Annotated in this window: 13 protein-coding genes; 7 read left to right on the forward strand and 6 right to left on the reverse strand. The window is 62.9% G+C overall.

Annotated features, from left to right (window positions below; translation table 11 throughout):
- Positions 1 to 3: 3 nt before the first annotated feature.
- The 6 genes from pqqC (at position 4) to ACR6A7_RS11195 (ending at position 5,768) form a co-directional block, all read left to right on the forward strand.
- Entirely contained in the window at positions 4 to 759 is a 756-nt protein-coding gene (pqqC, locus tag ACR6A7_RS11170; RefSeq protein WP_434124914.1) for a pyrroloquinoline-quinone synthase PqqC, read from the forward strand.
- A 4-nt stretch (positions 760 to 763) separates the two neighbouring features.
- Entirely contained in the window at positions 764 to 1,042 is a 279-nt protein-coding gene (gene pqqD / locus ACR6A7_RS11175; protein WP_434124915.1) for a pyrroloquinoline quinone biosynthesis peptide chaperone PqqD, read from the forward strand.
- Positions 1,029 to 2,171: a pyrroloquinoline quinone biosynthesis protein PqqE gene (pqqE, locus tag ACR6A7_RS11180; RefSeq protein ID WP_434124916.1), complete on the forward strand. Its 1,143-nt coding sequence runs from the start codon at positions 1,029 to 1,031 to the stop codon at positions 2,169 to 2,171. Before pqqD ends, pqqE begins: the two co-directional genes overlap by 14 nt.
- Before the next feature lie 2 nt (positions 2,172 to 2,173).
- Positions 2,174 to 4,471, forward strand: a complete 2,298-nt coding sequence (gene pqqF / locus ACR6A7_RS11185) for a pyrroloquinoline quinone biosynthesis protein PqqF (protein WP_434124917.1) — start codon at positions 2,174 to 2,176, stop codon at positions 4,469 to 4,471.
- A gap of 117 nt (positions 4,472 to 4,588) precedes the next feature.
- The gene (locus ACR6A7_RS11190) at positions 4,589 to 5,173 is read left to right on the forward strand and encodes a YceI family protein (RefSeq protein WP_434124918.1); all 585 of its coding nucleotides are present in this window, start codon (positions 4,589 to 4,591) and stop codon (positions 5,171 to 5,173) included.
- Between the two features lie 166 nt (positions 5,174 to 5,339).
- Positions 5,340 to 5,768, forward strand: a complete 429-nt coding sequence (locus ACR6A7_RS11195; RefSeq protein WP_434124919.1) for a thiol-disulfide oxidoreductase DCC family protein — start codon at positions 5,340 to 5,342, stop codon at positions 5,766 to 5,768.
- A 2-nt stretch (positions 5,769 to 5,770) separates the two neighbouring features.
- Here the strand turns inward: ACR6A7_RS11195 and ACR6A7_RS11200 are convergent, their stop codons facing one another.
- Complete coding sequence (locus ACR6A7_RS11200) at positions 5,771 to 6,100, reverse strand: cupin domain-containing protein (RefSeq protein WP_434124920.1); 330 nt, start codon at positions 6,098 to 6,100, stop codon at positions 5,771 to 5,773.
- Positions 6,101 to 6,237: 137 nt separating this feature from the next.
- Between ACR6A7_RS11200 and ACR6A7_RS11205 the strand changes: the two genes are divergently transcribed.
- Positions 6,238 to 6,876 carry an RpiB/LacA/LacB family sugar-phosphate isomerase gene (locus tag ACR6A7_RS11205; protein ID WP_434124921.1) on the forward strand — a complete coding sequence of 213 codons (639 nt, stop codon included), beginning with the start codon at positions 6,238 to 6,240 and terminating at the stop codon, positions 6,874 to 6,876.
- Positions 6,877 to 6,921: 45 nt separating this feature from the next.
- Here the strand turns inward: ACR6A7_RS11205 and ACR6A7_RS11210 are convergent, their stop codons facing one another.
- The 5 genes from ACR6A7_RS11210 to ACR6A7_RS11230 are packed head-to-tail and all read right to left on the reverse strand — an operon-like array spanning position 6,922 to position 12,089.
- Positions 6,922 to 7,686: an ABC transporter ATP-binding protein gene (locus tag ACR6A7_RS11210; protein WP_434124922.1), complete on the reverse strand. Its 765-nt coding sequence runs from the start codon at positions 7,684 to 7,686 to the stop codon at positions 6,922 to 6,924.
- 9 nt (positions 7,687 to 7,695) lie between these two features.
- Positions 7,696 to 8,562: an ABC transporter ATP-binding protein gene (locus ACR6A7_RS11215; protein ID WP_434125073.1), complete on the reverse strand. Its 867-nt coding sequence runs from the start codon at positions 8,560 to 8,562 to the stop codon at positions 7,696 to 7,698.
- Positions 8,534 to 9,439: an ABC transporter permease gene (locus tag ACR6A7_RS11220; RefSeq protein ID WP_434124923.1), complete on the reverse strand. Its 906-nt coding sequence runs from the start codon at positions 9,437 to 9,439 to the stop codon at positions 8,534 to 8,536. The genes ACR6A7_RS11215 and ACR6A7_RS11220 overlap by 29 nt, the downstream gene beginning before the upstream one ends.
- A complete protein-coding gene (locus tag ACR6A7_RS11225; RefSeq protein ID WP_434124924.1) occupies positions 9,436 to 10,461 on the reverse strand; it encodes an ABC transporter permease in 1,026 nt (341 codons plus the stop codon). The genes ACR6A7_RS11220 and ACR6A7_RS11225 overlap by 4 nt, the downstream gene beginning before the upstream one ends.
- On the reverse strand, positions 10,458 to 12,089 hold the full coding sequence (locus tag ACR6A7_RS11230; RefSeq protein ID WP_434124925.1) for an ABC transporter substrate-binding protein: 1,632 nt from the start codon (positions 12,087 to 12,089) through the stop codon (positions 10,458 to 10,460). Before ACR6A7_RS11230 ends, ACR6A7_RS11225 begins: the two co-directional genes overlap by 4 nt.
- Positions 12,090 to 12,126: the final 37 nt, after the last annotated feature.

Below are 12,126 nucleotides of genomic sequence, written 5' to 3' on the forward strand. Positions count from 1 at the left end.
GTGATGCAGATCACCGAAACGCTGACGCCGCAGGCGTTCGAACAGGCGCTGCGCGATAAGGGCGCTTACTACCATATTCATCATCCTTACCATATCGCGATGCACAACGGCGACGCGACGCGCGAGCAGATCCAGGGCTGGGTGGCAAACCGCTTCTATTATCAGACCAGCATCCCGCTGAAAGACGCAGCGATCATGGCGAACTGCCCCGATCCCGCCACGCGCCGCAAGTGGGTGCAGCGCATCCTCGACCACGACGGCAGCAACGGCCACGAAGGCGGCATCGAAGCCTGGCTGCAGCTGGGCGAAGCGGTCGGGCTGACGCGCGAGGCGCTGCTCTCTGAACGCCATGTGCTGCCGGGCGTGCGCTTCGCGGTTGACGCCTACCTCAACTTCGCGCGCCGCGCCAGCTGGCAGGAGGCGGCCTGCAGCTCGCTGACCGAGCTTTTCGCGCCGCAGATCCACCAGTCGCGTCTCGACAGCTGGCCGCAGCACTATCCCTGGATCAAGGAAGAGGGCTACTTCTATTTCCGCAGCCGTCTGAGCCAGGCGAACCGCGACGTCGAGCACGGCCTGGCGCTGGCGCTGGAGTTTTGCGATACGGTCGAGAAACAGAACCGCATGCTGGAGATCCTGCAGTTCAAGCTCGATATTCTCTGGACGATGCTGGACGCCATGACCATGGCCTACGCGCTGCAGCGTCCGCCTTACCACACGGTCACCGATAAGGCGGCCTGGCACACGACGAGACTGGTATAACACCATGAATGACAACTCAATTCCCGCGTTCCGCCGCGGCTATCGCATGCAGTGGGAAGCCGCGCAGGAGAGCCACGTGGTGCTTTATCCGGAAGGCATGGCGAAGCTGAATGAAACCGCCGCCGCCATCCTGGAACAGGTCAACGGCAAAGAGAGCGTCAGCGCGATTATCGCCACCCTCGACGCGCGCTTCCCGGAAGCGGGCGGCGTCGGCGAAGATGTCAGAGAGTTTCTGCGCGCGGCGTATGAACAAAAGTGGATAATGTTTCGTGACCCAGAATAAACCCGCCGTCAATCCGCCGCTCTGGCTGCTGGCGGAGCTAACCTACCGCTGTCCGCTGCAGTGTCCTTACTGCTCCAATCCGCTCGACTTTGCGCAGCAGGAGAAAGAGCTGACAACCGGACAGTGGATTGAGGTCTTCCGCCAGGCGCGCGCTATGGGCAGCGTCCAGCTCGGCTTTTCGGGCGGTGAACCGCTGACGCGTAAAGATCTGCCGGAGCTGATCCGCGCCGCGCGCGATCTCGGCTTCTATACCAACCTGATCACCTCCGGCATCGGCCTGACCGAGAAGAAACTCGACGCCTTCGCCGAGGCGGGCCTGGACCATATCCAGATCAGCTTCCAGGCGAGCGACGAGACGCTGAATGCCGCGCTGGCGGGATCGAAAAAAGCGTTTCAGCAGAAGCTGGAGATGGCGCGCGCGGTGAAGAAGCACGGCTACCCGATGGTGCTGAACTTTGTGTTACACCGTCACAATATTGACCAGATCGACAAGATTATCGACCTCTGCATCGAGCTGGAAGCGGACGATGTCGAGCTGGCAACCTGCCAGTTTTACGGCTGGGCGCAGCTTAACCGGCAGGGCCTGTTGCCGACGCGCGAGCAGATTGCGCAGGCGGAAACGGTGGTCAGCCGCTATCGCGAACGCATGAGCGGCAGCGGCAACCTGACCAACCTGCTGTTCGTGACGCCGGACTACTATGAAGAGCGTCCCAAGCCCTGTATGGGCGGCTGGGGCGCGATCTTCCTCAGCGTCACGCCCGAGGGCACCGCGCTGCCGTGCCACAGCGCACGCCAGCTGCCGGTGCAGTTCCCGTCGGTGCTGGAACAGTCGCTGGAGGATATCTGGTATCGCTCTTTCGGCTTCAACCGCTATCGCGGCTTCGACTGGATGCCGGAACCCTGCCGCTCGTGCGACGAGAAAGAGAAGGACTTCGGCGGCTGTCGCTGCCAGGCCTTTATGCTGACCGGCAACGCCGATAATACCGATCCGGTGTGCAGCAAGTCGCCGCACCACGACGTGATCCTTGAGGCGAGACGCGAAGCGGCCTGCAGCGACGTGAAAATCGGGCAGCTGCAGTTCCGCAACCGCGCCAACTCGCAGCTTATCTATAAAACCCGGACCTTTTAATCATGGCGGAGACGCGTCAGCTGAGGCTGCGCAACGGTCTGCACGTCACGCTGATTAACCAGCCCGACGCGCGCCAGGCCGCCGCGCTGGCGCAGGTGGCGGCGGGCAGCCACGATGAGCCCGACGCCTGGCCAGGGCTGGCGCATCTGCTGGAGCATCTGCTGTTCAGCGACAGCGCCCGGTTTCAGGGAGATGCGCGGCTGATGCCCTGGGTGCAGGCGGCAGGCGGGCGGCTCAACGCCACCACGCTGCCGCGCAGCAGCGCCTGGTTTTTCGAAACCGAGCCGGGCCTGCTTGGCGAAGGCGCGGCGCGGCTGGCGGATATGCTGGCCGCGCCGCAGTTTGCCCCTGAGGCCATCGCTCAGGAAGCGGCGGTCATCGATGCTGAATATCGGCTGATCCAGCAGCATACCCCCTCCAGACGGGAAGCGGCGCTCAATACGCGCGTCAGCGCGCCCGCCGCTTTCCAGCGTTTTCATATTGGCAGCCGCGTCGCCTTCGGCGACGACGTCGGCGCGCTTAAGCAGGCGCTGCACCAGTTCCATCAGCGTTTCTTTCTGGCGGGCCAGATGCAGCTGTGGCTGCAGGGGCCACAGTCGCTGGCCACGCTCGAGCAGATCGCGCGCGCTTTTGGGGCGCTTTTGCCCTCAGGTGAAAGCGCGCCGCGGCCCAGAGAAATGCACTTCGTTGCAGAAGCGGATATTGCGCTGAAGACGCAGGGCACGAGCGAATTGTGGATTGCTACCGCGCTGCGCGGCGAGATGGCGGCGATGCGTGACAGTGTCACCTTAATCCGGGAGTTTTTACAGGATGAGGCGCCAGGCGGGGCGATGCAGAGTCTGCGCCAGCGCGGCTGGGCGCAGCGGCTTGAATTTGCCTGGCTGAATCTTGACAGCGCAGGCGGATGGCTGGCGCTACAGGTAGAAACGGAACGGCCCGACGCGATTTGCGCCTGGTATCCACAGGTGCTGCGCGCGCTGGCGCAGAGTTCACCAGCGCAGCAGCAGCACTACCTGCGCCTGGCGCAGCGGCGCTTTAAGGCGCTGACGCCGCTCGATCAGCTGCGCGAGCGGGCGTTTGGTTTCCCGCCGCCCACCGACACAGCCGGTTTTACGCCGCTGCTGCACCAGCTTGCAGAGGCGCCGCCAGCGCGTCTTTGGAGCGCGGCCGACGTGCAGGGCACGGCGATTGAGACGCAGGGGTTTAGCCTGGCGCTTCAGCCCTGGCGGCCCGCGCGCGTTGACGAACCGCTGCCGGCCCTGCAGTTTTACCCGCTGGCGCAGCCGCTTGCCGATCGGACGCCGCCCGCAGCATCCGCGCCGCTGCTGCATCTGGCGCCCGGCGAGCCGCCAGCCACCCTGATGCTGCGTCCGGCTTTTTTCACCACGCTTACTCTCGCGCAGGCGGCGGCTATCGACCGGCGTCTGCGTCCGCTTTTCGCGCTGCTGCGTCATCAGGGGGGCGCGGCAAGCTGGCGGGAGAGGCAGGGCGTCTGGCTGCTGGAGGCGCAGCTGCCCCCGGGCAGCGAGGCCTGGCTGGCGTCGCTGCCGGACGCGTTACGCCTTGACGAATGTCCGCAAGGCGAGCCGCCGCCCGATGATGTGGCGATCCGCGAACTGCTGCGTCGGCTGCCGCAGGCGGTTGCCGCTTCTGCATCGGCGGGCGGCTGGCGGGCGGCCCTCTACGGCGGTTCGCCGCCGCAGCATGCCGTTATTGCGCGATGGCTGACGCTGCTGGCGGGCGCGGGCCATGGCGATAGTGCCGAGCCGGAGCAGGGCAAACGGCTGACGGTGGCGCATCAGAGCCGCGACGGCGCGCTGCTGCTGTTTCTGCCTTGCCCGCCTGCGATCTCGCTGGCGGCGCTGCGTGCGCTGGCGCTGCTGATGGAGCCGCGCTTTTTCCAGCGCCTGCGCGTTGAGCAGCAGATCGGCTATGTTGTCAGCTGCCGCTATCACCGCTGCGCCGATCGCGACGGCGTGCTGTTCGCCCTGCAGTCACCAGACGTTGCGCCCGCCGCGCTGCTGGAAGCGTGCCACCTTTTCGTGCAGCAGCTGCAGATCCCCGAGGAGGCTGACGTACTGGAGAGGTTACGCGCGCGCCTGTGTGCCCAGCTGGACGCCGTGCCCGACGCGACAGCGGCGCTGCAGCTTGGGCTGCGTCAGGAGGGCGGGCTACGCGATCTCGACCGCGCGTCGCTCACAGCGCTGACGACTGCGCAACTCCGTCAGGCGCAGACGGAACTGCTTCGCCGCTGGCATGACACCATTGTGGTGGAGTCGCGCCACGCTAACCCGCAATAGTCACGCCAGGATATTGCTGAATTTATTTGAAAATTAAGACCAAAACTCTTCACTATGTCTGCGGGGGCGTTTAGGGGACACTCGAATGGATTCGGCTGTTTTAAAAGGAACCTAAAAGTGAAAAAGATCAAACGTCTCGCGCTGCCGCTGCTGGCCGCTTCTGTACTCTACGCTCCGCTGTCGCAGGCGGCCGCTCAACAGTATGAGCTTGACCCTGCGCATACTTCAGTGATTGTGACCTGGACCCACTTCGGTTTTTCACATCCCACCGCCGACATTCCTGACACAAAAGGAACGCTGGTGTTTGACAGTGAAAATCCGGCCGCTTCGCGCGTTAACGTGACCCTGCCGATAACCAGCATCGACAGCCATGTGCCTGCGCTGACCAAAGAGTTCAAGGGCGCGGAGTACTTCGACACGGCGAAATATCCGACCGCGACGTTCCACAGCACCAAAGTGACCGCAAAGGGTGATAATAAATTCGACGTGGAGGGCAACCTGACGCTGAAAGGCATCACCAAACCGGTAACGCTGCACGCCACGCTGAACAAGCAGGGCGAGCATCCGATGGTGAAGAAGCAGGCGATCGGCTTTGATGCCACCGGTACTATTAAGCGTTCTGACTTTAAGCTGGATAAATATGTGCCGGCCGTCAGCGACGACGTGACGCTAACAATTTCAACCGAAGCTTACGCAAAATAAACCTCCGCTTATTTGCTATTCTGAATAAATTAACATCCTGATTCAGAAGGGTTAAAACAGAACCGGCCGCCGTGCCGGTTTTTTTATATTTGCGTTGCGCTTGACGCCTGCGCAATTAATGACCGTACTTAACTATCGTACCCGTCATTAAATTAAGGAGATAATTATGCCACAGCCACCCTTTCTCAAGCCCGGCGAAAAGGTCGTGCTCTATGACGGCGTCTGCAAAATTTGTAATAGCTGGGTCAATATCCTGTTGCGCCTGAAGCTTTCCCGACGCGTCCGGTTTGCGGCAGTACAGAGTGAAGAGGGCAAGGCGCTGCTGCGTTTTGCTGGCCTGCCCGATGAAAATATCCGCACCATTGTGCTGATTGATGGTGACCGCCACTGGATCCGTGCTCAGGCGATTTTACGCGTGATGCGGCTACTGCCTTTTCCCTGGGGACTGCTGTCGCTGCCGGGCCTGCTGATCCCCCATTTTATCAGCGACTTTTTATATAACCGTATTGCGCTAAATCGCTACCGGCTGTTTGGCCGCTATGAGAAGCAGCACCCGGTATCCCCTGATTTTCCTGGCCGGTTCCTGCATGCCTGAACTTAATCCGGCGACAGAAAATCCTCACGCTGCGGGGTAAAGGTATCCAGCAGCGTGCCAGCCTCCAGGCAGACGCATCCGTGCACCACGTTGGGCCCTTTATAGAGCGTGTCGCCTGCGCCGACCTCCTGAGTCACGCCATCAATGGTAAAAGCGAAGCGCCCACTGAGCACCCAGGTCAGCTGCTCATGAGGATGATGGTGCAGGGGACCGATCGCGCCCTGTTCAAAGGTCACTTCCACCGCCATCATGGTGCCGCCGTGCGCCAGCACGCGCCGCGTCACGCCATTGCCTGCTGCTTCAGGCTGCATCTGCGATCGATATACAAACATTTATCCTCCTCATACGGATCGGCCTCTGCCTGCCGTTTTTGTGATACGCCTCACGCCTCAGTGCGCGATTAGTCCATGCACTTTAGCCGCTTTTGATTAAAATGAAACGGTGTTTCATAAATACTTAAGGGCAGATCATGAAAATCGCATTAATGATGGAAAACAGCCAGGCCGCTAAAAACGCCGTCGTGCGCAAGGAGCTGGAAAACGTCGCGCAGCCGTTGGGCCATCAGGTCTTTAACGTCGGCATGAGCGACGAACAGGATCACCATCTGACCTATATTCACCTCGGTATCATGGCCAGCGTGCTGCTTAACAGCAAAGCGGTCGATTTCGTTATCGCTGGCTGCGGCACCGGACAGGGCGCGTTAATGTCCCTTAACCTGCATCCGGGCGTCGTCTGCGGCTACTGCATCGATCCGGCGGACGCCTATCTGTTCGCCCAGATCAACAACGGCAACGCGCTGTCGCTGCCGTTCGCCAAAGGCTTTGGCTGGGGCGCGGAGCTGAACCTGCGCTTTATTTTTGAAAAAGCCTTCACCGGTGAAAAAGGGCTGGGCTATCCGCCTGAGCGTAAAGAGCCGCAGGTGCGTAACGCCGGCATTCTGAATCAGGTAAAAGCGGCGATGCTGAAAGAGAACTATCTCGATACGCTGCGCGCGCTGGATCCAGAGCTGGTGCGCACCGCGCTCAGCGGCCCGCGCGTGCAGCACTGCCTGTTTGAGCATGGGCAGGTGCCGGAAATCGCCGACTTCGTGCGTCAGATGACGCAGTAACGCCTTCCTGGCGCGCCGCCTTCGCCGCGCGCCTCTTTTTCCTCTCTAAATCTCTTTCGCCAGCGCCGGACTGTAGTGACGGCTCGCCTCTACCAGCATGCGCGTATAGGGCATCGCCGCGCGGTCGCCCACCAGCGTCGGCACGTCGAGCGTCTCCAGCACGCGACCCTGCTGCATCACCGCCACGCGATGGCAGAGATGCGCCACTACGCCTAAATCATGCGTTACCATCAGATAGGTAAGATTCGCCTGCTGCTGCAGATCGCTCAGCAGGTTAAGTATTTCCGCCTGCACCGAGACGTCGAGCGCCGAGGTCGGCTCATCCAGCAGCAGCACGCGCGGCTCGAGTATCAGCGCGCGCGCGATGGCGACGCGCTGGCGCTGACCGCCGGAAAGCTGATGCGGATAGCGCGTCAGCCAGGCGCGATTCAGCCCGACTTTTTCCAGCATTGCCACCACGCGCGCCTGCCGCTGGCCGATGCCGTGGATCAGCAGCGGTTCCTCCAGAATATCGCCGATGGTGTGGCGCGGATGGAGGGAGCCGTAAGGATCCTGAAACACCATCTGCACCTGTCTGCAGCGCGCGCGATCGATGCGGTGCCCGAGCGGCGCTCCGCCTATCGCCAGCGCGCCGTGCCAGTGGGTAATCAGCCCCGCCAGGCACTTCAGCACCGTGGTTTTCCCCGAGCCGGACTCGCCCACCAGACCGAAGATTTCCCCTTCGTTAACCTTCAGAGCGACGTCGAACAGCACCTGGGTTCGGGCCGCCTCTTCGCCGAAGCTCAGGTTCAGATTCTCAACAGCGATCATGCGCGCTCCTTAATCATTCAGCCAGCTTGCCTGGCGCTGCAGCACCGGCAAACGAGGGCGGCGCTGGTCGATATCGGGCAGCGCCGCCAGCAGGCCCTGCGTATAGGGATGGCGTGCGCGATCGAGATCGCCTGCCGCCAGCGACTCCACCACGCGCCCGGCGTACATCACCAGCACGCGGTCGCAGAAGCTGCGCACCAGGCTGATGTCGTGGCTGATAAAGATCAGCCCCAGCCCGCGCGCCTTTACCAGCTCATCCAGCAACGCCAGAATTTGCAGGCGAACCGAGACGTCGAGCGCGGAGGTTGGCTCATCGGCGATGACCAGCTCTGGCTCGGTGATCAGCATCATGGCGATCATCACGCGCTGCCCCTGACCGCCGGAAATTTCATGGGGATAGCGCTGATAAAGGCGCTCCGGCTCGCGAATGCGCACCACCTCCAGCATCTCCAGCGCGCGCTTTTTCGCGGCGGCATGCTGGCCGCGATGGTGGCTGCGCCAGGCCTCGGCGATCTGCTCACCGACGCGCACCACCGGATTAAGCGAATATTTCGGATCCTGCATGATCATCGAGATGCGCCTGCCGCGGATGTCACGCATCTGGGCCGGGCTGGCGCGCAGCAGATCGATCTCGCCGAACTGCATGCGCGCCGCCTCAATGCGCGCCTTCGCCGGATGCAGCTGCAGCAGGGCGCGGCCCACGGTGGATTTGCCTGAGCCGGACTCGCCAACGATCGCCAGTTTTTCCCGGCCGAGCTGAAAGGAGACGCCGCGCACCGCCGGGGTGCTGTGACGTCCGTTAACAAAATCGACGCGCAGATCGTGCACGTCCAGCAACGGCGCGCCGTTACTCACTGCGGGGATCGAGCAGGTCACGTAGGCCATCTCCTAAGAAGTTAAATGCCAGGCTGTTGATCAGGATCGCCAGCCCCGGCACGGTAACCACCCACCAGCACTCCAGCATGTAGGTCCGGCCGCTGGCGATCATCGCGCCCCATTCCGGCGCGGGCGGCTGCGAACCGAGCCCGAGAAAGCCGAGCCCGGCGGCGGTGAGAATAATGCCCGCCATATTCATGGTGATGCGGATAATCACCGACGGCAGGCAGAGCGGCACGATATGGTGCCAGAGCACGCGCAGCGGCGACGCGCCCTGCAGCCGCACGGCGGAGATAAAGTCCGCCTGGCGCAGCGACAGGGTTTCGGCGCGCGCCAGCCGCGCGATGGGCGGCCAGGCGGTAAGGGTAATAGCGATCACCACATGCTCCAGGCCAGGGCCGAGCGCGGCCACAAACGCCAGCGCCAGCACCAGGCTGGGGAAAGAGATAAAAATATCGGTAATGCGCATCAGCGCCGCGTCTACCTTGCCGCCAAAATAGCCGGCGGTGACGCCCAGCAGCAGTCCGAGCGGACCGACGGTGACCGACACCAGCAGCACGATGTAGAGCGTAATGCGCGCGCCCCACACCAGTCGGCTAAAGATGTCGCGGCCAAACTCGTCGGTGCCGAACCAGTGCTGTGCGCCCGGCGGGCTGAGGGCGTTGTCAAGATCCTGCACCAGCGGATGCCAGGGGGCGATCCAGGGCGCGAACAGCGCCGTCAGGCAGAGCAGCAGCACAATGCCGCCGCCGATGGCGGTCAGCGGGTTGCAGGCCATGCGCAGCAGAAAATGGCCGGCGCGCAGGGCAAAGCGCTGGCAGCGCGCCAGCCGTTCGCGCGCGGCGCCGACGGGCGGCGTATCGATCGATAGCGTCATACTTTGGTCCTCGGATCAAATACCTGATAGAGCAGGTCGGAGAGCAGATTGAGCAGCACGAAGATCAGCCCGACCACCAGCACGCAGCCCATCACCGCATTCATATCGCCCAGCATCAGACTGCTGGTCAGGTAGGAGCCGAAGCCCGGCCAGGAGAAGACCGTCTCGATGAGCACCGCCCCCTCCAGCAGCGAACCGTAGGCGAGCGCCACCACCGTCAGCAGCTGCACCAGAATATTGCGAAAGGCGTGCTGCCAGATCACCTGCCACTCCGTCAGCCCTTTAACGCGCGCCGTGAGAATGAACTCCTGCGACAGCTGCGCCAGCATAAAGCTGCGCGTCATGCGGCTGATATAGGCGAGGGAGTGAAAGCCGAGCAGCGACGCGGGCAGCACCAGATGGTTCAGCGCGTTCCAGAAGACCGTGGCGTTGCCTGCCAGCAGCGCATCCACCAGCATCAGGCCGGTGCGGCGCGGCACCACGCCGTCCAGACTGAAATCGACGCGGCCCGCGCCGCCGACCCAGCCCAGATGGGCATAGAAGAGCAGCAGGCCGATCATGCCGACCCAGAAGATGGGCGTGGAGTAGCCCGCAAGGCTTACCACGCGCACGGCATAATCGATCGCGCCGTTGCGTCGCGCTGCGGCAATGACGCCAAGCGGCACGCCGAGGCCGGCGCCGATAACGATCGCCAGCGTCGCCAGCTCCAGCGTGGCGGGAAAGACGCGCAGAATATCCTGGCTGACGGGCTGGCCGGTCAGCAGCGCATGGCCGAGGTCGCCGTGCAGCAGCCCGTTCAGATAGATGCCGAACTGCGCCCACAGCGGCTTGTCGAAGCCGAGCTGATGGTAAACCTGCTGATAAGTCGTCTGATCGGCGTCCGGGCCGACGATCGCCAGCACCGGATCGAGCGGCATCACGCGGCCGATAAAAAACGTCAGCAGCAGCAGGCCGAACAGGGTGATAAACACCTGCGTCGCGCGCTTGCTGACGCGGCGCAGCTGCGGAAGAGCGGCGATCATGGGGTGCCTCCTGCCAGGCTCTCTGGCGTTTTCCAGACGTCGCGTAAAAAGGTGGTGGCGGACGGATGCGGCTGATAGGCCTGGACGCGGTTATTCACCACTACCGAATCCACCATCTGGGAAAGGGGCATCAGCGCCGGGATCAGCTGGTCATAGCGCTGCTGGATAGCGAAATAGGCCTGCTGCTGCTTTGCCGGGTCGCGCTCCGTCAGCGCCTGGTCAATCATGCTGTTGAGCCGGGCGTCGTAGAAGCTGGTGCGCCAGCCCTGGAAGTTGGTCAGCCGCGCGCTGTCGGCGTTGTCCGGATTGTAAACCAGCGAGCGCAGGCTGGAGTGGGGATGCGGCTCGACGCCGCTGCCGCCGCGCCCCACCAGCAGCCCGAACTGCCGGTCGCGCATCGCGCCATAGATCTGGTTACCGGTGCCGGTGATGATGCGCGCGCGGATCCCCGCCTGCATCAGCGTCGACTGGATGGCGATGGCGACGTTAAGAAAGGGCTGATCCGCCAGCACGCGCAGCGTGGTGTCGAAGCCGTCGGGATAGCCCGCTTCCGCCAGCAGGGTGCGGGCGCGTGCTATGTCCAGCCGGTAGCCGGGATCGGGCAGCGTCGCGGGCATCCCGGCCTGGATAGGCCGCTGATGCAGCACGCCATAGCCTGCCATCAGCGTTTTATTGATCCCCTGATAGTCCACCAGATAGCGCAGCGCTTCGCGCACCTTCGGGTTGGCGAAATGGGCGTCTTTCATGCTCATCGCCAGGTAGTAGATTGTGCCGCGCTGCACGCTGTCGATACTGAGATCGGGATCGTTACGCAGGGCGCGCACGTCCGGGATCGCCATATTGCTGGCGATATCGAGATCGCCTTTCTCCATCATCAGGCGCAGGGTCTGCGACTCCTGGAGGTGACGAAACACCACGCGCTGCATTTTCGCCGCGCCGCGCCAGTAGTCCGGCGCGCGGCTCATGGTCAGCACATCTTTCGCCTGCCAGCCGTCGAGCCGAAACGGGCCGGAACCGGCCGCATGGGTGGTGAGCCAGCGGTTGCCCCAGTCATTATTGACGGCGTGCGCCTGCACGGTTTTGCTGTCGAGCACCACCATGCTGCCGAGCGCGGCAAGGGAGTAGAGCACCAGACGAGGATCGTTGGGCTTCGGCAGGCGGATAACCAGGGTGCGCGCGTCGGGCGCGGCGATCATCTCATCGACGTTCGCTTTGGTGAAGCCGTAGGATTTCCACACCGACGCCTGCGCCAGGTTAAGGTGCAGCACGCGGCGCATCGACCAGACGGCGTCGGCGCTGGTCAGGGCATTGCCCGAATGGAAGCGCACGTCGTCGCGCAGCCGAAAGGTCAGCGCGCTGTTGTCCGGGCTGATGCGCCAGCTCTCCGCCAGCGCCGGTCGCACATGCGTCAGCTGCTGCGGATCGAGCTCCACCAGCCCGTCATAGAGGTTAACCACGATACCGACCACTTCGTTGCCGGTCATGGCGGCGGGATCGAGCGTAAGCAGGTTGTTCATATTCATGCCGACGATCAGCTGGTCGTCAGGCGTATTCGCCTGAAGCGACGCGCTGCCCGCCAGCAGCAGCAGCGTGGCGAGCCACGCGCCGCAGCGGGTGCGGATAGTCATAAGGTCAGTCCAGCAGGTCAGAGGTTTATTGTTTTTT

It is taken from the genome of Pantoea phyllosphaerae (assembly GCF_051025595.1).
In the GTDB taxonomy this organism is placed as follows: Bacteria; Pseudomonadota; Gammaproteobacteria; order Enterobacterales; family Enterobacteriaceae; genus Pantoea.